The sequence below is a fragment of the Hymenobacter monticola genome, from assembly GCF_022811645.1.
Taxonomy (GTDB): domain Bacteria; phylum Bacteroidota; class Bacteroidia; order Cytophagales; family Hymenobacteraceae; genus Hymenobacter; species Hymenobacter monticola.
In genome coordinates this window covers 78,945-100,235 of the sequence record NZ_CP094536.1, presented here as the reverse complement: position 1 = coordinate 100,235, position 21,291 = coordinate 78,945, and the positions used below count along the sequence as shown (strand labels likewise).

General features: G+C 61.6%; 21 protein-coding genes and 1 pseudogene. 10 read left to right on the top strand and 12 right to left on the bottom strand.

Going from position 1 to position 21,291, the window contains the following annotated elements; genetic code table 11:
• Positions 1 to 61: 61 nt before the first annotated feature.
• From MTP16_RS24570 to MTP16_RS24545, 6 genes are read left to right on the top strand one after another with little or no spacing between them, the layout of a single operon-like run.
• Positions 62 to 826: a conjugal transfer protein TraK gene (locus tag MTP16_RS24570; RefSeq protein ID WP_243520537.1), complete on the top strand. Its 765-nt coding sequence runs from the start codon at positions 62 to 64 to the stop codon at positions 824 to 826.
• A gap of 27 nt (positions 827 to 853) precedes the next feature.
• On the top strand, positions 854 to 1,762 hold the full coding sequence (locus MTP16_RS24565) for a DUF4138 domain-containing protein (protein WP_243520535.1): 909 nt from the start codon (positions 854 to 856) through the stop codon (positions 1,760 to 1,762).
• 12 nt (positions 1,763 to 1,774) lie between these two features.
• Positions 1,775 to 3,190 (top strand): conjugative transposon protein TraM, encoded by a 1,416-nt coding sequence (gene traM, locus MTP16_RS24560; protein ID WP_243520533.1) that lies wholly within the window; start codon positions 1,775 to 1,777, stop codon positions 3,188 to 3,190.
• Positions 3,191 to 3,217: 27 nt separating this feature from the next.
• Entirely contained in the window at positions 3,218 to 4,105 is an 888-nt protein-coding gene (locus MTP16_RS24555; RefSeq protein WP_243520531.1) for a hypothetical protein, read from the top strand.
• A gap of 4 nt (positions 4,106 to 4,109) precedes the next feature.
• Entirely contained in the window at positions 4,110 to 4,649 is a 540-nt protein-coding gene (locus tag MTP16_RS24550) for a hypothetical protein (RefSeq protein ID WP_243520529.1), read from the top strand.
• Between the two features lie 16 nt (positions 4,650 to 4,665).
• Positions 4,666 to 5,052 (top strand): hypothetical protein, encoded by a 387-nt coding sequence (locus tag MTP16_RS24545; protein WP_243520527.1) that lies wholly within the window; start codon positions 4,666 to 4,668, stop codon positions 5,050 to 5,052.
• 97 nt (positions 5,053 to 5,149) lie between these two features.
• Here MTP16_RS24545 and MTP16_RS24540 read toward each other — a convergent pair whose 3' ends face one another.
• The 4 genes and pseudogenes from MTP16_RS24540 to MTP16_RS24525 all read right to left on the bottom strand — a co-directional run bounded on the left by MTP16_RS24540 (position 5,150) and on the right by MTP16_RS24525 (position 9,113).
• A complete protein-coding gene (locus tag MTP16_RS24540; RefSeq protein WP_243520524.1) occupies positions 5,150 to 6,487 on the bottom strand; it encodes a type II toxin-antitoxin system HipA family toxin in 1,338 nt (445 codons plus the stop codon).
• Positions 6,484 to 6,831, bottom strand: coding sequence for a helix-turn-helix domain-containing protein (locus tag MTP16_RS24535; protein WP_243520522.1), 348 nt, complete (start codon positions 6,829 to 6,831; stop codon positions 6,484 to 6,486). The genes MTP16_RS24540 and MTP16_RS24535 overlap by 4 nt, the downstream gene beginning before the upstream one ends.
• A gap of 174 nt (positions 6,832 to 7,005) precedes the next feature.
• Positions 7,006 to 7,851, bottom strand: coding sequence for a DUF6615 family protein (locus tag MTP16_RS24530; RefSeq protein WP_243520521.1), 846 nt, complete (start codon positions 7,849 to 7,851; stop codon positions 7,006 to 7,008).
• An 11-nt stretch (positions 7,852 to 7,862) separates the two neighbouring features.
• Positions 7,863 to 9,113, bottom strand: a pseudogene (locus MTP16_RS24525) (hypothetical protein).
• 210 nt (positions 9,114 to 9,323) lie between these two features.
• On the opposite strand from MTP16_RS24525, the gene MTP16_RS24520 reads away from it, so the two are divergent.
• On the top strand, positions 9,324 to 9,875 hold the full coding sequence (locus MTP16_RS24520; RefSeq protein WP_243520519.1) for a heavy metal-binding domain-containing protein: 552 nt from the start codon (positions 9,324 to 9,326) through the stop codon (positions 9,873 to 9,875).
• Between the two features lie 86 nt (positions 9,876 to 9,961).
• Here the strand turns inward: MTP16_RS24520 and MTP16_RS24515 are convergent, their stop codons facing one another.
• From MTP16_RS24515 to MTP16_RS24480, 8 genes are all read right to left on the bottom strand, one after another.
• On the bottom strand, positions 9,962 to 10,939 hold the full coding sequence (locus MTP16_RS24515) for a DUF4396 domain-containing protein (protein ID WP_243520517.1): 978 nt from the start codon (positions 10,937 to 10,939) through the stop codon (positions 9,962 to 9,964).
• Positions 10,940 to 11,018: 79 nt separating this feature from the next.
• Entirely contained in the window at positions 11,019 to 11,654 is a 636-nt protein-coding gene (locus MTP16_RS24510; RefSeq protein WP_243520515.1) for a DUF305 domain-containing protein, read from the bottom strand.
• 108 nt (positions 11,655 to 11,762) lie between these two features.
• A complete protein-coding gene (locus MTP16_RS24505) occupies positions 11,763 to 14,030 on the bottom strand; it encodes a TonB-dependent receptor family protein (RefSeq protein WP_243520513.1) in 2,268 nt (755 codons plus the stop codon).
• Between the two features lie 173 nt (positions 14,031 to 14,203).
• On the bottom strand, positions 14,204 to 14,740 hold the full coding sequence (locus MTP16_RS26050; RefSeq protein ID WP_315999688.1) for a DUF6122 family protein: 537 nt from the start codon (positions 14,738 to 14,740) through the stop codon (positions 14,204 to 14,206).
• A 354-nt stretch (positions 14,741 to 15,094) separates the two neighbouring features.
• The gene (locus tag MTP16_RS24495) at positions 15,095 to 15,667 is read right to left on the bottom strand and encodes a DUF305 domain-containing protein (RefSeq protein WP_243520511.1); all 573 of its coding nucleotides are present in this window, start codon (positions 15,665 to 15,667) and stop codon (positions 15,095 to 15,097) included.
• A gap of 138 nt (positions 15,668 to 15,805) precedes the next feature.
• Positions 15,806 to 16,429, bottom strand: coding sequence for a helix-turn-helix domain-containing protein (locus MTP16_RS24490; RefSeq protein ID WP_243520509.1), 624 nt, complete (start codon positions 16,427 to 16,429; stop codon positions 15,806 to 15,808).
• A 9-nt stretch (positions 16,430 to 16,438) separates the two neighbouring features.
• Complete coding sequence (locus MTP16_RS24485) at positions 16,439 to 16,816, bottom strand: cupredoxin domain-containing protein (protein ID WP_243520507.1); 378 nt, start codon at positions 16,814 to 16,816, stop codon at positions 16,439 to 16,441.
• Positions 16,817 to 16,819: 3 nt separating this feature from the next.
• A complete protein-coding gene (locus MTP16_RS24480) occupies positions 16,820 to 19,093 on the bottom strand; it encodes a heavy metal translocating P-type ATPase (protein ID WP_243520505.1) in 2,274 nt (757 codons plus the stop codon).
• Between the two features lie 379 nt (positions 19,094 to 19,472).
• Here MTP16_RS24480 and MTP16_RS24475 point away from each other — a divergent pair, with 379 nt between their 5' ends.
• The 3 genes from MTP16_RS24475 to MTP16_RS24470 all read left to right on the top strand — a co-directional run bounded on the left by MTP16_RS24475 (position 19,473) and on the right by MTP16_RS24470 (position 21,234).
• The gene (locus tag MTP16_RS24475) at positions 19,473 to 19,955 is read left to right on the top strand and encodes a hypothetical protein (RefSeq protein ID WP_243520503.1); all 483 of its coding nucleotides are present in this window, start codon (positions 19,473 to 19,475) and stop codon (positions 19,953 to 19,955) included.
• Between the two features lie 131 nt (positions 19,956 to 20,086).
• Positions 20,087 to 20,218, top strand: a complete 132-nt coding sequence (locus MTP16_RS25960) for a hypothetical protein (RefSeq protein ID WP_262922685.1) — start codon at positions 20,087 to 20,089, stop codon at positions 20,216 to 20,218.
• Between the two features lie 68 nt (positions 20,219 to 20,286).
• Positions 20,287 to 21,234 carry a heavy metal-binding domain-containing protein gene (locus MTP16_RS24470; RefSeq protein ID WP_243520501.1) on the top strand — a complete coding sequence of 316 codons (948 nt, stop codon included), beginning with the start codon at positions 20,287 to 20,289 and terminating at the stop codon, positions 21,232 to 21,234.
• Positions 21,235 to 21,291: the final 57 nt, after the last annotated feature.

The following is a 21,291-nucleotide window of genomic DNA, read 5'->3' as shown; positions in this document are numbered from 1 at the left end:
CCGTGGGGAAGAAAATCCCAGCCTCCTACATCCCCTCTTGATGACTTAAACCGCATTTTAAATGGATTCTGCCAAAAACCTAAGTACCTCTTTCTCCACCATGCGCAACCTTGCCATGGGCAGCGTGCTGGCCCTGCTGCTCGTGGCCCTGGCGGCGGGTTTCCTGGTGTACCGCGCCTATGAGAACAGTGGCCGCCGCGTGTACGTGGTCGGCCAGACCGGCTCGGTGGCCGCCCTCTCCGCGCCGACTACCGAAACGCACACCGCCTACGAGGCCCGCAACCTGGTGCGCAACTTCATGCTGACCATGTTTGGGCACGACCAGTACACCTACAAAACCAACCTGGATGCCGCCCTGCCGCTCATCGAAGGGCGCGGGGGCCGGCGCATCTACGACGGGTTCACCCGCGGGCAGGTGCTGCAGAACTACGAGCGCTACGCCGCCCGCAACGTGGTGACGGTGGACAGCGTGCTCGTAGATATGAACCACCGTCCCTGGTCGGGCCGGGTATACATCAAGCAGCGCATCTTCATTGGGGGCGAGCAAAAGGAGCCCCTGCCGCTGGCCGCCAAGTTCAACCTGGCCGAAACCAACCGCTCGGATGCCAACCCTTACGGCCTGCTGATTACCAACTTCGACTACATCCCCTACAACCCCCAGGTGTCGCGCGAGGAGCTGCAAGCCCTAAAAGAGCAGGAAGCTGACCGGCAGCGCGCCCTGCAGGAAGCGCAGCGCAGCGCGGGGGTGGGGGCTCCCGACGCCGGCATCGCCCCGGTCTCCCCAGTGGCCCCTGGTCAGGCCTCGTCTGCTACCCCCGGCAAATAAGCTTCTCCCATCCCAACGCCTATTCCTATGTTTTCTAAACTTCTGCTGGCCCTGGGCCTGCCGGTGCTGCTGGCCTCGGCCAGCTCCGCGCAAACCACTTCTGCCCCGTCGGCCCTGCTGCGGCCGTCCTCCTCCGCGGTGCCCGCCGCGCCCACGTTGCTGGACGTGGCCGTGTCGGACAGTTCCACCACCTACCTCGTGTTCAGCGGCCCCGTGTCGCTGGTTGATGTGGGCATGGCCAACAACTACCTGGTTAAGATTGAAGCCAACGCCGTGTTTGTGCGCGCCCGCCGCAAGTCCGCGCCGCCAACGCCCATGCTCATCCGCTTTGGCAGCAAGTACTGGATGGGACGACTGGTGTACGTGAACCGACCCGTGCTCCAGCTCTACGACTTCCAAAAAGACGGGGCCCTGGGCCTAAACTATGGTGCTGGCTCCGTGTCGGGCTCGGCTCCTGAGAATGAGCTGGCACTGGACAAGGAGCGGGAAAAGAAAGCCGCAGTGGAAGGCAAGCTCACCGCGCTGCGCAAGTCCAAGGAGGAGCACCAGTCGGTGGCCGTGGTCGACAACGACCTGGTGCTTTCGCTGGCCAACGTGCGCAACGACCGGGACTTTACCTACCTGCGCTTTAAAGTCATCAACCACTCGGCCATCGACTACAACGTCGATTTCACAGACTTCCAGCTGGTGGAAAACGCCCAGAAGAAGTTTCTGGCCAAGAAAAAGAACGAGGCGCGCCGCCCACTGGCCCCTTCCGGCGGCGGGACCAATCAGGTTGTGTCGGGCCGCACCACCGGCTACCTCACCTACGCCATTCCGCTCTACGCGGCGACCGACCGGGGTTACCTGGAAGTGACGCTGCGCGAGCTGAACGGGGCCCGGGTGCTGGTGCTGCCGGTGCCGTCGCGGGTCATCAATCGGGCCTCCACCATCTAACCCTGCCTTCTTATGGAACCTGCAAACCCACATACTCAATCTCATTCCACGGGCTCAGCCGACCACGACGACCACGGACGCCTGGGAGCGGACCGGCCCGCTGCTGACCAGGCGAAAGCAACTCCGCTGGGGCTGCTGCGCAACAACTGGATACCCCTGACCGGCCTGCTGGTCTTGCTGGTCGCCGGGGGCCTGTTCCTCTGGCTGCGCTCGGCCACGCAGGCCGCCCAGCAACAAAAGGAAGTCGTGGCGGCGGCTTCGGAAAACATTGAGCCGGAGATTAAGGCTGCGCCCACCGAGCCAACCGCCCCTGTTTCGCCTTCGGCGCAAATCGAGCAGCAGCGTCGGCTGGAACAGGAAGCCCAGAGCACGCCGGTACGCCCCAACACCGATGAAGTAGTGGAAGCCTTTGTGGCCGATACCCTGGGTCAGGCCCTGCGCCGGAAGCGGCGGGCCGCGGCGGCCACCCTGGCTGCTCGCCGCCATCAGGAGGAAGCCCGCTTGGCCGCGGCTGATGTGGACACCATTGAAACGACCCTGCAGGACCCCACCACGGGTTCTTATCACGCGCAAACGCTGGTGGTGCCCCGGCGTCGCCCCGGCCAGGTAGTAGGCGCTTCGGCCCGCCAGGCGAACTACCGGGCTGGGCGGGGCCTACGGGCCGGGCTGCTGCCTGCGACCGATACCGACGGCACCCCGTTTGAAACGGACCCGGACGTGCTGGCCATGCTGGGCTCCTCGCCGCCCGAAACCCGCGCCGCCTACGAGCGCATGACCGGCAAGCGCTTTCGTGACCCTAAAGCGGCCGCGCAAACCCTGGCCAATCGTGCTAACGCTGCCGGCAGGGACGGCTTTAACACCGTCAAGGTGGGCAACTCCGCCCGAATGATGGCCCAGGGCAGCCAGGCCGAGCTCACACCGGACGTGTTCTTCAAGTGCGTCATTAACGGGGAGCAGAAGGTGCGCACCGGCTCGGTGGTCCTGCTGCGCCTGCAGGAAGACGCGGTGGTGTCGGGCGTGACCTTCCCCAAGAATTCCGTTTTTGCCGGCATTGCCAGCGTGGGCACCAACAACGTGATGCTGGAAGTAAACCGCCTCGGGCCCACCAGGGTCGCGGCCAGCATCTACGACTACAACTACCTGCCCGGCATCATGATTGACCCGGTCAAGCGGGTCGCCAAAGATGCCAGCCTTGCCGGCCAGGACCTGCAGCAGCAATCCATGCAGGAAGTGAGCACCGCCATCGACCGCTCGGCCTCGGCCGCCAACTCAGTGGTGGGCGTGGGTGGGCGCGTGGCCATGAACGTGTTAAGCCGCCCGAAAACCCGCACCAAGCTGCGGGAGGTGCTGCTGCCCGATGGCTACCCCATCCTGATTACCACGGCGGCCGCCGGCCAGTTGGGACCGGACACGGCGTCGGGACGCTAACCCTTTCCATTCACCAACTCTACAACCATGAAAAAGACTCTTTTTCCGGCCCTGGTGGCCGTCGCGTTGCTACTTGCTCCGGCTAGTCGGGCCCGGGCGCAGATGGTCGTGAACGACCCGGTGCATATGGGCGTGCACATCGGGGATTTCGCCAAGCGTCTCGCGCAATGGACCGAAACGGTCAAAAACTACCAAGTTGTCAAGGATGCTCGTCAGATTGCCGGTGTTACCAAGGACATTACCGGCGAGGTTCGCAGCCTGACACAGGAAGCCCTGGACTTGCAGAAGCAGGTGCAGGCGGACCTACGGAAGGTGCAGAGCATTCAGGACCTGCGGCTCTCCAACCCGCAGGAACTGTTTGCGCGGGCCCTGGCCATGTCCGGCCGGAGCCAAACCAACCAGATGATGCCGGTTTACGCCAAGGCCCAGCGCCTGCGCCAGGCCCTGCAGCTGACCAACCCCGCGCAGGACGTGAACACCATGTACGACGTGTTCTCGCGCTTCGGCACTAGCTCAACCGACCCCAACGGCAACCTGACCAGCGACCAGTACCAGGCCAAGCGCGAGGAGTCGACGGTTTCCCTTTTTGCGGCCGAGGAGATGATGGCCAAGCGCAAACTGGCCATGGCCGTGAACTACTACAAGATTGCCGACGAGATGACCGCGCAAAGCGTGGAGATGCAGGCCACCCTGAAAAACCCGGGCCGCTACGCCATGACGGAGGGGGAGCGGATGGCCGCTCTCAACTCCTCCAACGACAACATGATTAAGGCCATGCAGCTGCGCGAGCAGGGGGACCGATTGTTCATGGAAGCCTCGCAGGCGGGGCCGGCCCACCAGGCCGCTGAAGCTGTGTACGCCTCGACGCTGAGCCGGAATGCGCTCATTAAAATGGACCGAAACAGGCCGCGCTAGCCCTATGAAAAAGCTTCTTTTTATTGTGCTTTTGACTGCCGGGGCCGGCATCTTGCCGGCCTCCGCGCAGCGCCACGTTAAACATCTGGCCGCCTGGGGCGCCCACGTCGGCCGCTCCGAAAAGGGCGACTACTACGAGCTGAGCTATACGCCCATGCTTACCAACCGCCTGGCCCTGCGCCTGAGTGGGGGCTACGAACACGGCACGCTGCCGGCGCGCGGGGAGTACTCGGTTTACCAGGGCCGCGTGCTGCTCTCTCCCCAACTGTTCCGCCTTGGGGAAGTGGCCTATTTCCATCTGCTGGTGGGGGCGGGCGCCGGCTACGAGTGGACCAACCAAAACCGCAGTGGGGAGCTGGCTACCGGGTCGGGTGAGCCCCAGCGCTTCACCTATGGCCCGCAAGCCGGCCTCGAAGCCGATGTCTTCCTGGGCAACCGCCTCTCCCTGGTGGCCACCGGCACCAAGGGCTACCTCTTCAATAACCCGCTCGTCGACCGCTGGCCGGGTATGGCCAGTGTCGGCCTGCGCTATCACTTCCGCTAACTCTCCTTTTTGAACTATGAAACGACTTGCCTATCTGCTGCTGAGCTGCGCAGCCCTGACTGCGGCCTCCGGCTGTTCAAAAGATGACGCTACTCCCACCGGACCGAAAGAATACCAGGTAGAGTACAAGGTCACCTCGAACGCCCCGGTATCGGATTACCTGAGCTACACCAACGAAAGCGGCGGCAACACGACGCTCAACAATACGCCCCTCCCGGCCAGCTACCGGTTTAAGCGCACCATGAAACGGGGCGACAACCTGACCATCCTGGCCAGCATCGACGGGGGCACGGCAGCATCTGAAATCACCTGCGCTATCCTACTAGATGGCAAAGAGGTAAAGAAGGAAACAGGACGTGGCGTCGACGCGCAGGCCGTGCCCGTGTATGTTATTGGGCAGTAAGGGAGGTAATTTCTGCTACTCGCTCCTTTGAAAATACCGCCTTCTTGGCACTTGAACCCTTGCTGAGCCCTTCGGCATCCTAGCAGTACTGATACTGTTAGGACGCCGAAGGGCTCAGCTGATTAAGGTCCTTGAAGAGCGGTAGGCGGTGCGTTTCGGCAATAGCCTGTTGCTGCTTTTTCGGCACGTCCGCTTCGGCCGCAAACGTGGGCCAGCTAGCTACCGCGTCGACTACCTGCTGGATTATCTCCCGGGGCTTTTTCACCTGCACGTTCTTGGCCAGCTGCAGGAAATCCTCTGCTGTAAAATCATCGACCTTACCCGCCAGCGACATCTGGTGCTGACTGGACCATTCGCCCGTGGGGTTGTAGGAATACGTCACGTCGTACGCTGGGGACAAGCTCCACTTGCCCGCCGGGTTCATCAGGAAGGAAATGTTCTTGGTGTGGTCGTCCTGGTTGCGCGCCACCACGTTGAACACCATGCGCCGGTAGAGCTCCTCCACGGCCGGGTGCGGTAGCTGGAGCTTCCGCAAGACCTGAAAGGCCTGCTCGTAGGTGTAGAGCCCGGGCTTGTTGTAGTCAAAGTGAGCCAGCCCGCACAGCGTTTGCATGTGCAAGCGCTGGCTGCCGTCCACCCGGTCGAAGCGCCGTGTCATGAAATGCGCCCGGCCGTTCTCTTCCAGCAACTGGCAGTCGGTCATCTGCAGGCCCGCCTGCCGGGCCATCAGGTGGTAGGCGTACTCGATGCGGCCGTACCCGGCCGGGTCGCCTAAGCTCGCGTTGGTCACCCCGTCGAGCTTGAGCAGCCAGTGCGCAAAGCCTTCGGGGGCATCGACCTGCCCGGAGCGGACTTCCTTAGTAACGGAATTATAGGCAATAACGGCCTTGGCGCGGGCGCCGCCAGCGGAAGTGCCCACGCTGATGATTTCCGCCAAGCCCTCGGCGGCGTTGGTGGCCAGCGACGTGTGCAAGCCTTCCCGGTTGGTCAGTACCTGCCGGGCAAATTTCACGAGCTCGCCCACTTCCAGCGAGGCGCCTTTCTCCAGCGCGGGCTGCGAGGCCGGTTCGTACACCAGCGCGCCCATGCCCCGGTGGCCGAGGTAGCATAGATGTTCCACGGGCGTAAAGGAAGCCGCGTCCCGCCCTTTAGAAGCCAGCCAGGCGTCGATGAGCTGGCGCCCGTACCGGTCGGGCAGGCTGTCGGCCAGCAGGCCGGGCAGGCCCTGGTAGGTTTCCCGGTTGAGCGTGGCAAAATCAAATTTGCGCGATTTCCGTCCCACTGGCAGCGGCATGATAATGGGCGCTAGCTCCAGTCCCGTGCGAACAAAGGAAGGCTCGTATTCAAAGACGCCAATGCGCCGTTTTTCATCCCACAACACGGCTCCTACAGGCTTGCCCCAGATAGATACCGTGGCAGTTATCAGCGCACTCATAATCCAGTTGTTGAAGCGTCCTCGTTGCGGCGGCTGGCCCGCTGCCGCTGCTGGCGCGCCAGGCGCGCCGCTTGCAAGGGGCTGATGGTGGCCGACTCTTCCAGCACTTCCAGCACATCGAGCCGCCCCAACGCGCGCAGCAGCTGCACCAACGTGAGCGTGGAAGCGGGCCGGCCGTTTTCGACTTGGCTGATGGTCAGCCGACTCAAGCCCGTCTGCACCGCCAGCTCCTGCTGCGTAATGTCCTGATTCAGCCGAATAAGCTGCAGGTTGCGGCCAATTTCTTGCACCGCGGCCACGTCTGACAAAGCGTACCAGTCCATAATGATGCGTTTAAGCAGCATTAACTGCCAATCTTCCAGTTAATGCTACGCAAAGATAGCATTAATAAGGCCTATTGCAAACAACCAAGTGCCCTATTAATGATACGCATACATTACATTATTGCCACTTTTGGCAATTAATGATGCGCAAAGAATACACTAAGTCAACAAGTGAAAATAGTGCGCTTGTATGGTTTAGCGGACATTCTTGTCAGCAACGGCATCCGGGTTCAGGTCAATCAGGACGCGAAGCGGAGCAAAGCCATCGGGCAGAACATGGTCCGAAATGTTGTAACCCTGGTAAGGGTCCTCGTCTTTATCCCGCGCATACACCTGCCGGTAAGCAGGGGTAACAATTTCGTTTTCGGTGTATTTTCTCGCGGTCTTCGGCAATGGGCGGGGACAGCAGAAGATGCTCCGCAGCGGCTCCACCAGGTCAGGAAACACCTCGGTGAACTTCATGGGAGTAGTGCGCGTGACTGTCTTATGAATGTCCAGCGCTTTCACCAAGCTCAGGCCATAGTCCCCGATGGGGGCCACCCCGTGACAATCCTTACTGGTCGGCTTAATCGTTGGAAAATTGGTCTTTGACTTGCCTACGTACAACAGGTAAAAGGCCTGAGAACCAAACAACCGCTCGTGTAGCAGCAGCTTGAGCCACTGGTGAAACTCGCCTTTAACTTTGATTTTCAAATCATTGAACTCGCCTTCGTGGGACATCACCTTGGCCTGCAGCGCGTACCAGTCGTACTGGCCGGTCCCGTCCCCCACGAATAAATCAATGTCGTTGCCAAACACGGTTTCCACCGGCCACGACGTCTTGTATACCTTGACAGTGGCGGACCGGTTCCGGTGCGAGAACCTGGCCAAGTCCAGGATAAAATGGTCGGTCATTCCCAATTCGGAGAAGCTCAACCCAAAGCGGAAAACATCCGAGAGATGGCGATATACCCGTTGGGAAAGGTAGCTGGAATAGTCGCAAAGGCTCATCGGCGGAGGAAAACCAAGTAGAATGGCCTGTCGGATGGGGTCGGTTAACATTGAGGGCTAGCTTAGGAAACTGACCGCGCAATCTTGCGCATGGCGGCCGGAGAGTCGCCAAACTTGCATAACGCTTCGCAATGCTGGCGCAGCTCGGAGAACAGGATGTAGTGGATGGTGGCGCCAGCAGCTCGGATGGCCGGGCGCGAGAGCTGGACCTGCACCTCCTTCTAGCGGGCATCGGGCACGACCAGGTACAACGCCGTCTCGTGCTCGGGCATGGAAAACGCCAAATCCGTCAGGCGCAGGATGCCGCTGTAGATGCTGGTGCTCTTCTCGACCTCGAAGGCGGCCACTACCCGGCTCGTGCCGGGCGCAAACCACACGATGTCAATCAGGCGGATGGTGCTGGCCACGTCGGCCGGCACGGGCAGTTCGGGGTGCTGGTCGAGACAGAGAAAAGACAGCTTCTGGCCCCCGCATAGCCGGTTGCGGTCGTTGATGGCCGTGGTCACGTCGCAGCCCAGAGCCTTGCCGATGCGCAGTAGGTGGTGCTGCATCTCGGTGTGCTGGTTTTCCTCCTGCGCTTCGGACTGCACCTCTTTGTGGCGCTTCTGGGCCTGCTGCTGGTACTTGTCGCGCTCCTCGTCGGTGGTGAATTGCTGGTCGCCGGCAATCATCTTTTTCACGCCCACGTCAAAGAGCAGGCCGGCCAGTGCGCTGTAGTCCAGGCTCAGGTGCTGGCGGTGGGTCAGGTTCAAATCGCGCAGCTGCTCGCGCATGCGCAGGTACTCCGGCCAGGAGCCCAGCTTGATTTTCTGGCCAAACAGGGCGTTGAAGCCGTTGACGATGGCCGTGTTGCAGGGCGGCATCAAGGTGGGGTGCAGGAAGTACAGGATGCTGGCCACGGCCGGCCCCAGCCCCTTGATTTTGCGGCGGTCGAGTATCTCGATTTCCTTGAGCAGCTGCTGCTCGGTGGTGGCGGCCAGGCAGCTTTCCAGGAATTGCCCGAAAGCGCGCTTGTTGTCCTCGTGCTCGTAGATGTCGGGGATGCGCAGCTTGGGCTTCCAGTAGAAAGGGTGGGCCGCGCCCTGAAACACCTGCTTCTGCTCGCTGATGACGCTGAGCACGAATTCGAGCGAGGTGCCCTTGAAGTCATTTCCGAAGCTGCCCGCCTTGATGTCCTTGACCACCTGCTGCACCCCGCGCCGGATGGAGCGAAAGGCCTTCAGCCGCTCCTCGTTGTTGATAAACCAGGTGTTGTAAACGGACTCGGAATCGGCCTTGTATTGCTGAATAAGGGGCGGTAGAGCGGCGGACATAAAGGAGCGTAAGGCCAATAAAGCAGCTAAGATGCACAGAAGTGCTCAATAGCGGTCAACTCAAATCCGGCGCCCCATTCCTCCTTCAGTCGGCTCAGTTGCTTGCTTCCGATGAAACTGGCACAAATGATGATAACTGCCCGCCCAAGCAACCATTGCCGGCAGTATTCCCACCATGGGCCACTGGTCGCACTACCTCAGCTTTCCCTCATGAAAACTTCGCACTTACTGCTGGCCGCTACGCTGCTGGCTGCTCCGCTTTCTCTTTCGGCCCAGCACAACCACAAGCCCGGCGCCGCTGCCCACGGTCACAAGGCCGCCGGGGAAACCCACTCGCATAAATCTCCCCACGGGGGCACCGTGCGCACGGCGGGCAAGTACCACATTGAGCTGGTGCAGCACGCCAACGAAGTGCACGTGTACCTGCTCGACGGCAAAGAAAATTCCCTGGCCGTTGACCGTACCACGGGCTCCGTCATGCTGCTCAGCACGACGGGCAAAACCAGCACGGTCAAGCTCGCGCCCGCCGGCGACCACTTAGTGGCCGCCCTGCCCGCCGGTTCGATGCTGCGCACGGCCATCGTGAGCGTGAAAGCCAACGGCAGCTCGCTCAGCGCCCGGTTTGAAAAGCTGGACGCGGCCGCCAAAGCCGGCAAGGTGGCCGGCACGGCTTACGAGTGCCCGATGAAGTGCGAAGGCAGTGCCAGCGACAAGCCCGGCAGCTGCCCCAAGTGCGGCATGGCCCTCGTAAAAAAAGCCTAAACGCTGGTTAACCGCTGCAGGCTAACACCCTGCATGTTGATTTAGCCAGCGCGGCCCCACAACTCGTTGGGGGCTGCGCTGGCTTTTTACATTTGGTGGCCCGGCATATCCATGCCGGGCATGGCTTCCATCGGCTCGCCCGGCCGCATGGATAAGTCGCCGTAGCGAGCCGCCAACCAATAGCCGACCGCCAGCATCACCAGCGTTATCAAGGTGACCGCCGCTTTGCGCACGCCCGACACCTGGGCTCCGCCTTCCGTGCTCATAGGCATCGCGGCCATGGCGTGCCCGCCGTGCGCCGTCGCGGGGGCCACGGAGTGCGACATACCGCCCATGGAATGGCCGGCATGCGCCAAAGCACTGACTTCTTCCTGTGCTGCCCCGCCTTTGCCCAATGCGCGCTCGGTGCCCATGCCGTGCTTGAGCTGGTTTTTAACCAGCCAGTAGTTGACGGGGTAAGAGACCACCACGCCCACCAGCGTTGCGGCCGACATGGCCGCCCAGAACCAGGGCGAAGTGGCTTCCATAGCCCGCATGTCGCGGGTCATCAGAATCACCATGGTGGGCAGCATGCCGGCCATCATGGCGTTCATCGACATCCACTCCGGCAGAAAGGACTGACGCAGGGCCTCCCCATAGCTCAGGCCCATCATGTCTTTCATGAACAGGGCCTGGAAGATGAACAGGCCGAAGACAAAGCCGGCGGCGTACTCTATCCAGATGTCCACGCCCATGCTCAGCCCAAAGTAGCCGGTGAGGGCCGCGGCCACGATGATGCCCGTCGCGTCGCCCGCTGCGCAGTGAATTGTGGAGCCCACGGCCTGCTTCCAGAGCGGCGCTATAAAGGCCTCGTGGGTGCCTGGCGAAGGCTCGCGGCATGAAAACCAGTAGATAAGCAGGCCGACCGGGCCGGTGTAGAGCGTGACCAGAACCCAGCCCCACTTCATGACCTTCATTTCGGGCGTGCGGGTGAACAGGTCCCAGGCCACGTAGAGCACCGAGAGCAGCGTCAGGCCAAACCAGACCCAGAGAGCCCAGTTCGGTGCCCAGGGAGTATTGTGCATTTCCATAAGGGGCATGAATCAAAGTAAAAAAGCAGCGAACCCGAGGGTTCGCTGCTTAGGGATACGAGTGAGGAAAGTCCTAGTATTTCTTGTTGGCCAGCAGAAAGTCCTGCAGCATCTTGATTTCCATCTTCTGGTCGGTAATGATTTGCTGGGCCAGCACCTTGGTGGCGTTGTCGCGGCCGAACTTGAGCAGGGCGTCCGAATTCTCAATGGCGGCCTGGTGGTGGTCAATCATCAGCTGGGCAAAGTCGAAGTCCGGGTCGCCGGTGAGGGGGCGCAAATCCACGGCCTTCATCATCTGCATCATGTTCATCATCTGCAGGGCGTTGAACTCGGGGACGGCCGGGGCGTGCGCCGGGTGGCCCGCCAGAAAGGCGTTGAACTGAGCGATTTCGGCCTGCTGCTTGTCGATAATCGTCTGGGCCATGGCCTTCATCTCGGCACTTTTGCCGCTTTTAATCTCCTCCTGGCTGTTTTTGATGGCTATCTGGTGGTGCATAATCATCATGGTGGAGTAGTCGTTGTCCGGGTCCTGCGTTTTGGGCATGGACTCCATCATGGCCATGCCCTCGTGCATGTTGCGCATGTACACGCTCTCGTCGTGGCCGATGAGCTCCAAGCCGTTGTCGTCGTCCTTGTCGCAGCTGGTAACGGAAAGGGTAGCCCCAAGCAGGCTCAACGCGAGCAGGGGCATTCGAAATATCTTGTTCATGGGTAGCGGTCGTTAATAAAAAAGCTACCCTTAAAAACGGCAAAGCCCAGGCGTGGATTTGCGACAATCCCGCCCAGGCTTGCATAATTTCCGAGTTAAACGCCGCCGTTACAGCGTGAGGCCCAGCCCGGCAAACCACGTGCGGCCGTCGGCGGGCAGGATGCCCGGACCGGGGTAGCCACCGGCCCGGCGGGTGAAGTAGCGGGCGTCGAACACGTTGTTTACGCCGCCGCTGAGGCGGTAGCGGCCCTCGCGGCCCAGCTTCCAGGTAGCGGAGAAGTCGGCCACCTGGTAGGCCGGAATAGCGCCGGTCTGGGCGTTGGCCGTGGGCTCCTCGGTGTTGTTAGCGTCGGCGTATACCTTGCCCACTTGGCTGAACTGCCCCGTCACCGACAAGCTTTTGTGAGCGAAAGTGAGGCCCGTGCGCAGGGTCTGCCGCGGAGCGTTTTCCACGTATTTGCCCTCCAGGTTGCTTTCCACAATCTGCGTATTGGTGCCCGTGCCGGTGAGCGTGGTTACAGGCAGGCTGCCGTAGCGGGCATCAAGCAAACTCAGGGCGGCAAACAGGTCGAGGTGGGGCAGGTTGAAGTTGCCGGTAATCGAGTGAATCAAGTCCAGCTCGGCGTAGGCCTCCAGGCCGTGGGTTTGGGTGCGGCCCAGATTGGTGCGAAACTGCTGGGTCTGGCCGGCGGTGCCGCCGGGCACGGGCCGGCGGATGGTGCCGATACGGTCCTCGTAGTTGAGGAAGAAGTAGCCCACGTCGAAGCGCAGCCAATTCTTGTAGTTGCCGCGGTAGCCAATCTCAGCGGTGTAGCCGCGGGCGTCCTTCAGGTTGGGGTCGATGACGTCGGCCGTGGCCGGGGGTATCAGGTCGCCGAACAGCACGGGCCGGAAAGCCCGCGAGTAGTTGGCGTACAGGTTAGTGGTGGGCGACACTTGAAATTCGCTGCCCAGTCCGTAAAGCAGCACGTTGCGCTGACTTTTCTGGTCGGGCACGCGGTTTTCGGTGCCATTAGCCGCCCGACCCAAGTAGCCGGTGCCGGAGTTGCGCAGGTAGTCGTAGCGCACGCCGGGCGTGAAGCTCAGCCGGGGGCTCACGTGCAACAGCAGCTCGGCGAAGGCGGCGGCGTTGGTGGTGGTAAACTCAAACTCGTTCGTGAACAGCCCACTGCCGGTCAAGCTCAGGTCGTAGTCCGAGGCCGTGGTGCCCGTGCCGCGCTGCCGGCGCTCGGTGGTGGCGCGGTAGGCTCGCAGGCCGGTGGCCAGCGTGTGGGTGCGGCCCAAAAAGTCCACGTCCTGGGTCAGGCGCAGCTCGGCGCCCAGGTTGCGGTAGTCGTCGCGGTCCACTTGGCGGGGAGCAAACTGCCGGGTGCGGCGGTTCACGGTGTCTAGGGCGGGCAGGGCGGCCACGAAGCCCACGCTGTTGCGCGACGCTATTAAGCCAAAGGTTTTCAGGTTAATGCGGGTCCGCTCGCTGGCCTTGTAGTCCAGCGTCAGGGCTGGAATCAGCCAAGGCGTGCTGAGCCAGTTGCGCTCCCGGGTGCTCTGGCGGCTGTTCTGCGCAAACTGGGCGTCGGTGAGGCCACCGGGCTGCTGCAGCTGGTTGGTCAGGTAGGTTAGCTCGGCGTTCAGGGTCAGGCGCTCGGTGAGGGCCACGTGCACGTTGCCGTGCAGGTCGTCCACACTGAACTGGTTGAAGGGCCGCCAGCCGTTGCCCTGGCGGTGGCGGTAGTAGGCGTAGTAGTTCACCTTGCCCACCGTGCCGCCCACGGCGTTGTAGGAGTTGAACAGACCGTTGGAGCCGGCCGTGTTGCTGGTTTCAATCTCGACTTTCTTGTCGCGGGACCCGCGCTTGAGCTCGTAGTTGAGCAGGCCGCCGAACTGGGGCCCGAACTGCAGGCCCGCCCCGCCACGCAGCAGCTGGATGCGCTCCACGGCTTCCATGGGCGGGTTGTAGTAGGCTTCGGGGTAGCCAAACGCGTCGGCGCTCATGTCGTAGCCGTTCTGACGCGTGTTGAACTCCCAGCTGCGGTTGGGGCTCAGGCCCCGGGTGGCCACGTTAATCTGCTGGCCGGAGCCATCGTTTTCCCACACCATCAGGCCGGGCACGCGGGCCATCACCTGGCGCATGTTGTTCTGCACCAGGTTAGCGTTGACCTCACGGGGCTTGATGAGTTCGTTGCGGCGCCCGGCCGTAATCGTGGTGCCGTCCACGGGCGCCGCAAAGTGCGTAGCGGCACCCGTCACGGTGACTTCGCTCAGGGTCTGGCGGCGGGTGGTGTCCGGAGCTGGCACCTGCTGGGCCTGGGCCGTGGGGAGCGAAAAGAGGGTAGAAAGAGTGAAACCGCCGAGAAAAACGGCAGGAAAACAGCGCAAAAAATGAGTCATCAGGTAACCTTTGCTTGGGAAGATGCCACAAAGGTCGGCTTATTTGGAATTATTACAAATAAGAAACGCTTAACCATGACTTGCATAATTTCCGGGCTCCCACTTACCGCTCCCACCAGAAAACGTAAAAGCGCGCCACCCGCCAAACTTTTATATCCTATTTACTCGATTACTTCACGGCCCAGTAGCTTCCGCACCCGGTTGCGCAAGGCATAAATCCGGGAGTTGAGGTAGCACTCGTGGCAGTGGCTGAAGTTCCACAAGCAGTCCACCGTATCGGTGAACAGGTGGAAAAGCAGGCCCACGGCGACAATCTGTGTCGCTGGCAGCAAAAGCAGCAGAGCATACACTGGGATGGCGTAAAAGGAGTGCAGCGGATGATAGCCGATACTGCAGCGCAGCGGGTCGAAAATGGGTTTGGCCAGCAGGTGGTCCAGGTCAATGGCCATGGTGGCCAGCATCACCAGGTAAGCGGTTTGCCACACCAAGGGAAAAAACACCAGCGCCAGCACGACCGGAAAAACAAAGTGCAGGCCATAGTGCACCAGCGTTTGGGCACTGGATAACTTGGCGGTGGCATACTGTCGGCGCCCGCCCGGGGCCACCGGCGGGGTGGCGCCGCGCGCAGTACCCCCGGGCGTTACTTTGGCAAAGCTGCTATCCGGCCGGTCCGCCGGGCTCCTTTTCTGCTTGGACACATAGTCCGGCGCGCCCGCGCCCCGGGGCGGAACCGCTGTCTTTACCCGCTGCGGCAGGGTGGCAGGGCGCTCCTGGGCGGGAACGACCGTCGCCGTATCAACGCGCGGTGCCAGTCGCGGGTGACGGTACCCGGCAGTAGCTGGGAACGACGGGACAACGGCGGAGGACCGGCAACCGGCTAGCCCCAGGCCAACGACCACGGATAGGATAAGGCGTAAAACAGTCAGGGTGCGCATTAGGTACCTTTCCGTGAAATAAGCCAGTGAGTGGCAAACCGGGCTACCCACCGCTCTCTAAAAGCAAAAAAGGCAGCCCTGCAGGAGCTGCCTTTTTGGATAGGGTAAAGCCAATGATTACCGGTTGCGCGAAATCCAGTTTTGCAGCGTGGCAATCTCCTGGCGCTGGTCGGTGATGATGGCCTGCGCCAGCTGACGCATCGTGGCGTTGCGGCCGTGCTGGAGCAGCGCCTCGGAGTTGTCGATGGCCGCCTGGTGGTGGTCCACCATCATCTGGGCGTAGTCCAAATCGGTGCGCATGGTCATGGCGCGGGCGTTGCTGGCGGCCATCATCCGGTCCATGTTGGTTTTCTGAATTTGGTTGAACTGCGGCACCAGCGGCTGCATGGGCTGGTGCCCACTCAGGAAAGTGTTGAACTGCGTGATTTCGGCGCGTTGCTTGGTAATCACGTCCTGGGCGATGGTTTTCATCTCCTGGTTGCTGCCCGCCCGGAGTTCTTCCTCGCTCATCTTGATGGCCGCGTCGTGGTGCAGCACCATCTGGGCGGCGAAGTCGTGGTCGGGGTCCTGGGTTTTGGCCTGCGCGTCCATCTGGGTCATCATGTCCATCATGATTTTCATCAACGGACTGTCGTGCTTCATGTCGTCCATGTCGTGGTCTTTGCAGGCCGAAAACAGGGAAACAAGCACAAGCAGGGATAGAATAGGCAAACGGAATAAGCGGTTCATGCTCACGGTCGGTGGGGTCTGATGGTGAGCATTATAAACGCCCAGCCTACCCGCCCGGTTTTTACACCGTTGGCCTTTTTCCTTGCATAATTTCGAAGGCTACAGCAGCGAATCCAGGCTGCGCCGGGCGTGGCTGGCGGGTCCGAGCCGCTGAAACTCAGAGGGCGTCAGGCCCGTCACCTGCCCGAACTGCCGCGAGAGATGGGCCGGGGAGCTGTAGCCCAGCTGCCCGGCCACCTGAGCAATGCTCAGCTCGCCGTAGCCGATGAGCTCCTTGGCCCGCTCCACCTTCTGGCGGATGATGAACTTCTCGATGGTCAGGCCTTCCTCCGACGAAAACAGGTGCGACAAATAATGATAGTCGCGCCCCAGGTGCTGGACCAGATAATCCGAATAGGTCAGCAGGCGCGGGCCCGGCTCGGGGTAGTGAATGAGCGTCACGAGCAGGGTCTTAATCTGCTCCACCAGTTGGGCCCGCGGGTCTTCGAGCAGGGCAAAGCCCGCCGCCAGCAGGCTAGCACGCACGGGTTCCAGGTCGGGCTCCTGGCCGTCGGCCGTGGTCACGTCGGCCTCGCCCAGCACCACACGGTGCACCTGCAGGCCCAGGGCGGTCAGGTCTTCCGTCACCACCCGGATGCACTGGGGGCACACCATATTCTTAATCAGCAGCCGGTGGGTACCGGGGGCGGGCAGCGTGAAGCCGGAGCGGAGTTGGGAGTTCATGAGCGGCATCTATTTGACGACTAAGCTACCGCGCAGCATGCCCATACCGCAGGTGAACGTAAAGGTACCGGCCTGCTGGGGCAGCAGCTCCACCAGGGTGGTTTTAAAGGCGGGCAGGTCGCGGCGGATGCTGAAGTCGGGCATCAGCAGCTCCTCCGAGCAGCTGTTTTCCTCGTCGCGGTAGAAGCTCAGCTGCACGGGCTTGCCGCGCTCGACTTCAATCACGTCGGGCGAGTAGCCGCCTTTGACAGTAATGTCCACTTCCTGCACCCCGCTGGAGGTGGAAACGGCGCTGGCCGTCTGGCGGGTGGAAAAGAAGAAGTACCAGATAACGAAGGCCGACAGGGCCAGGCCCGTCAGCGTCACAATGATTTCGGAGCTGTCCATAACTTAGTTTTTAGCGGGGGAGAAGCTGCGCAGGCGCAGCGAGTTGGTGAGCACCGATACCGAGCTCAGGGCCATGGCACCGGCCGCCAGCATGGGCGAAAGCAAAATGCCGAAGAAGGGATACAGAAGGCCCGCCGCAATAGGAATGCCCAGCGTATTGTAGATGAAGGCAAAAAACAGGTTCTGCTTGATGGTGCGGATGGTCTGGCGCGAGAGCTCAATGGCCGTGACCACCCCCTGCAAATCCGAGCGCATGAGTGTGATGCCCGCCGCTTCCATGGCCACGTCGGTGCCGCCACCCATGGCCAAGCCAATGTCGGCCTGCGCGAGGGCGGGCGCGTCGTTGATGCCGTCGCCCACCATGGCCACGATGCGGCCCTCAGCCTGCAGCTCCTTCACCTTACCGGCTTTGTCGGCGGGCAGCACCTCGGCGAAGTAGCGCTTGATGCCGACCTGGCCGGCTACCTGCGCCGCGGTCTGGGGGTTGTCGCCGGTCATCATCACCACTTCCAGGCCCATGCTTTGCAGCCGTTTGATGGCCACCGCCGACGTTTCGCGGACTGTATCAGCTACCCCGATAACACCCGCTGCCTTTCCGCCCACGGCAATGTAGAGAACGGTCTTGGCTTGGCCAAGCAGCTCGTCAGCCTGCCGGCGCACCAGGGGTGAAAGCGAAATACCGGCCTCATCGAGCAGGCGGAAGTTACCGATGAGCACTGCCTGCCCGTTCACGGACGCCTGCGCCCCTTTGCCTTCGATGGCTTGGAACCCCGTGGCGGCAATGGCAGTGGCTGCCTGCGCGTCAGCGTAGCGCACCACGGCCTCGGCCAGCGGGTGCTCCGATTGACGCTCCACGGCCGCTACGACCTGCAGCAGCTGGGCAGCATCCTGGCCCTCGGCCGGCACAAAGTCCGTCACGGCGGGCTCCCCGCGGGTAATGGTGCCGGTTTTGTCCAGCAGCACGGTGTTGACCTGGTGGGCTTTCTCCAGCGCCTCGGCGTTGCGAATCAACACGCCGTGCTCGGCGCCCTTGCCGGTGCTGACCATGATGGCGGTGGGCGTAGCCAGCCCCAGCGCACACGGGCAGGCAATGATGAGCACCGCCACGAAGTTGACCAGGGCCAAGGGCAGACGCGCTTCCACGGGCGCCAAGTCAAACCATAGCACAAAGGTGAGAATGGCAATGACCACCACCGTGGGCACAAAAATGGCGCTGACTTTGTCGGCCAGCCGCTGAATCGGGGCGCGGCTACCCTGGGCGTCTTCTACCAGCTTGACAATCTGCGAGAGCATGGTGTCGACGCCCACCTTGGTCACCCGGAAGCGGAAGGAACCGGTCTTATTCAGCGTGGCTCCGAACACCGGGTCACCGGTTTTCTTTTCCACCGGCAGGCTTTCGCCCGTGAGCATGGCCTCGTCCACCGCCGAGTGGCCTTCCTCAATGACTCCATCAGTAGCCACTTTCTCGCCGGGACGCACCACGATGAGGTCGTTAAGCTGCACCTGCTCAATGGGCACATCGACTTCCTGGCCGTCGGGGCGCACCACCCGGGCCGTCTTCGCCTGCAAACCCATCAGGGCCTTGATGGCCGCAGATGTTTGCGTTTTGGCCCGCAGCTCCAGCACCTTGCCCAGCAGAATCAGGGCTATGATGGTGGCCGTGGTGTCGTAATACACTTCGGGCATGATGCCCTGACGCATAAACCAGCCCGGCACCACCGTGGCCGCGAGGCTGTAGAGGAAAGCCGCGCCGGTGCCCACGGCAATCAGCGTATCCATGTTGGCGGCCCGGTGCTTGAAGCCGTTCCAGGCCGAAGTATAGAACTCGCGTCCGCTATACAGCAGCACCGGCAGCGTGAGCACCAGCAGGCCATAATTCAGCCACTGCATGTTCACGCGTGCCATCATCGCGGGCCAGAGCATTAGCATGCTCAGGGGCATGATGACAATGGCCAGCACCGTGGCTACCCAAAAGCGGCGCTTGAGCTTAGTATAAGCCAGGGCTTTCTGCTGGTCGATTTCGGCCTGTCGGTCCGCGGCTGACGTATCGGGGGTCCGCTCGGTCACGCCGTAGCCCGCCTTGATTACGGCCTCTTTTAAGGTGGCCGGGGTGGCCTGCGTCGGCAGATAGTCAATGGTGGCTTTTTCGGTGGCGAAATTGACCATGGCCCGCTGCACGCCGGGCGTGCGGGTCAGGGACTTTTCGACGAAGGAGGCGCACGACGCGCAGGTCATGCCTTCAATGTCGAGGGTTTCGGTCTTGGTTGTTGGTTCCATAGAAATAAGCAGCTGTAGTGCTGCATTGGGCCGGAAAACACAATGTTCCCCGGGCTAGAAAGCTCCTTACAAAGGAACGGCGCACCTGCGGCGGGGTTGGTACGGAATCCCACCTGAAACTTGCATAATTTGCACGTAGAGGGCCGGCAATGGATTTACATAATCCGGCCGAAGGCTTGCATAATTTTGCGGTCATCAATTGGGAGCATTTCGGCTAACCGCCGCTTAAAAGTGCCTGGTGGCTCTTTGCGGTCCTTTTTTGGAGGCTCAGCGGCCTGCCGCGGGAACGGCCCGGAAACTCTTTATTTAAAAATGGGGTAAATAGGCGGTACCGCCTTTTCGTAGAGAAGTCTACTTTTGCGGTTGCTTAGCGCCTCTCATGTTCCGTAGCCTGTTCCCTTTCCGCCGTTTGCTGGCGACGAGCTTCCTGCTCGTCTTCGTCAACGTGTTCGTGGGCCAGTGCTACTGCGCGACCATCAACCCGGTGGTTGCGGCGCCGATGGCCAAGGTCACCCCGCCGCAGAAGCCTTCGCATCCCGGCTGCCACGGTCACGGCAAAGGCCCGGCCCAGCAGCAGTCCACGAAGGGCAAGCATGACCATGCCAAGCACAGTTCCAAGCCCGCGGGCCAGGATGACTGCTGCAAAGACAACTCGGCCGCTATTCTTAAGTCGCTCGCCACGCCCGGCGAAAAGCAGCTGCTCGCGTCCGCGCCGGCGCTGCTGCCGGCCAGTAGCGACTTCTTTTTCCGGCCCGCGGCCGGACAGTGGGACCGTACCCATGCGGTCGTTCTGGTGCCCGGCGAGCACCTGCCCCCCAAAATACCCGACATCCGAATCTTTATTCAGTCCCTGACGGTCTGATTGATTTGACGTGCCCAAGGCTCGCCCTGGCATAGCGCTGCTATGTCTGGGGCGAGCCTTTGCGTTGGCGTGTCCGCCCGGCGCCTGGCTGCGCCCCCTCCCTCATCTTCCTGGTTTTATCCCGCCCAACAATGAAGAGTTGTTGCGAAGAAGCGGGCGCACCCGCCCCCAAAGGCCCGGTTCGTCGTCTGCTTTCTTACCTGCTCTACGCCGTAGTGGCCACCGTGCTGGGCTTCGTGCTCTGGCAGCAGTGGCATGCCTAGCCGCCCGGCAACAGCACCCTGGGCTACTCGGTGTAGCCCCCCATTCTGTTCAACCCCATTCTCTTTTTATGCACCGCATACCGCTTTCCCTGCTGGCCTTGGCCGGCATCCTCACCGTCACCAGCTGCTCGTCCGAAACGGAGTCCAGCAAAACCACTGACACCGTCACTACGCCCACCAACGGCCCGGCCGAGGGCACCGCCGAGCACGGCGGCGGCCACACCTACGCCTGCCCCATGCACCCCGAAGTCACCAGCACCAAGGAAGGCGACAAGTGCCCCAAGTGCGGCATGAACCTGGAGCACAACGACAAGGTGGCCAACGGCAAAACCTACGAGATGAAGCTCGTGCCTACGCCGACGGAAGTAACCGCCGGGCAGCCCACCACCCTGGCTTTCACGCCCCGCGAAACGGGCAATGAGTCGGCCCCGGTGCCCCTGGCTGTGGTGCACGAGAAGAAGATTCACCTCATTATCGTTTCCAAGGACCTGGGCCAGTTCTACCACGAACACCCCGAGTACACGGCGGCCGGCGACTACAAAGTCCAGTACACCTTCCCCAAGGGTGGCGACTACGTGCTGTTCCAGGATTACACACCCACCGGCTCGGGCCACCAACTGGGCCGCCAGCCCCTCACAGTGAAGGGCGCGGCGTATGCCCCGGTCAAGTTCAAGAACGACGACATGCAGTGGGAAAAGGACGGCTACCAGGCCACCCTCTCATTTGACAAAGACCTGAAAGTGGGCCAACTGCTGGGCATGAAAATCAACATTACCCAGGGCGGGCAGCCGGTGACGGACCTCGCTAATTATCTCGGCGCGCTGGGCCACGTGGTGGTCATCAGCGAGGACACCGAGCAATACCTGCACGTGCACCCCAACGACCAGGCCGACAAGGGACCCAACATCGGCTTTAACACCAACTTCGAAAAGCCCGGCCTCTACCGCGTCTTCCTGCAGTTCAACCACGCGGGCAAGATTCACACCGGCGACTTCACCATCAACGTGAAAGCCTAGCGTGCAGGCTTAGCCCCATCCCTGCTTCCCCATTTCATTTTTCCACTAACCCAACCA

Excerpts from the sequence above, each read along its gene's own strand:
- MTP16_RS24570 (WP_243520537.1), top strand. The coding sequence starts at position 62 with ATGGATTCTGCCAAAAACCTAAGTACCTCTTTCTCCACCATGCGCAAC.
- MTP16_RS24565 (WP_243520535.1), top strand. The coding sequence starts at position 854 with ATGTTTTCTAAACTTCTGCTGGCCCTGGGCCTGCCGGTGCTGCTGGCC.
- traM (WP_243520533.1), top strand. The coding sequence starts at position 1,775 with ATGGAACCTGCAAACCCACATACTCAATCTCATTCCACGGGCTCAGCC.
- MTP16_RS24555 (WP_243520531.1), top strand. The coding sequence starts at position 3,218 with ATGAAAAAGACTCTTTTTCCGGCCCTGGTGGCCGTCGCGTTGCTACTT.
- MTP16_RS24550 (WP_243520529.1), top strand. The coding sequence starts at position 4,110 with ATGAAAAAGCTTCTTTTTATTGTGCTTTTGACTGCCGGGGCCGGCATC.
- MTP16_RS24545 (WP_243520527.1), top strand. The coding sequence starts at position 4,666 with ATGAAACGACTTGCCTATCTGCTGCTGAGCTGCGCAGCCCTGACTGCG.
- MTP16_RS24540 (WP_243520524.1), bottom strand. The coding sequence starts at position 6,487 with ATGAGTGCGCTGATAACTGCCACGGTATCTATCTGGGGCAAGCCTGTA.
- MTP16_RS24535 (WP_243520522.1), bottom strand. The coding sequence starts at position 6,831 with ATGCTGCTTAAACGCATCATTATGGACTGGTACGCTTTGTCAGACGTG.
- MTP16_RS24530 (WP_243520521.1), bottom strand. The coding sequence starts at position 7,851 with ATGTTAACCGACCCCATCCGACAGGCCATTCTACTTGGTTTTCCTCCG.
- MTP16_RS24520 (WP_243520519.1), top strand. The coding sequence starts at position 9,324 with ATGAAAACTTCGCACTTACTGCTGGCCGCTACGCTGCTGGCTGCTCCG.
- MTP16_RS24515 (WP_243520517.1), bottom strand. The coding sequence starts at position 10,939 with ATGCACAATACTCCCTGGGCACCGAACTGGGCTCTCTGGGTCTGGTTT.
- MTP16_RS24510 (WP_243520515.1), bottom strand. The coding sequence starts at position 11,654 with ATGAACAAGATATTTCGAATGCCCCTGCTCGCGTTGAGCCTGCTTGGG.
- MTP16_RS24490 (WP_243520509.1), bottom strand. The coding sequence starts at position 16,429 with ATGAACTCCCAACTCCGCTCCGGCTTCACGCTGCCCGCCCCCGGTACC.
- MTP16_RS24485 (WP_243520507.1), bottom strand. The coding sequence starts at position 16,816 with ATGGACAGCTCCGAAATCATTGTGACGCTGACGGGCCTGGCCCTGTCG.
- MTP16_RS24480 (WP_243520505.1), bottom strand. The coding sequence starts at position 19,093 with ATGGAACCAACAACCAAGACCGAAACCCTCGACATTGAAGGCATGACC.
- MTP16_RS24475 (WP_243520503.1), top strand. The coding sequence starts at position 19,473 with ATGTTCCGTAGCCTGTTCCCTTTCCGCCGTTTGCTGGCGACGAGCTTC.
- MTP16_RS25960 (WP_262922685.1), top strand. The coding sequence starts at position 20,087 with ATGAAGAGTTGTTGCGAAGAAGCGGGCGCACCCGCCCCCAAAGGCCCG.
- MTP16_RS24470 (WP_243520501.1), top strand. The coding sequence starts at position 20,287 with ATGCACCGCATACCGCTTTCCCTGCTGGCCTTGGCCGGCATCCTCACC.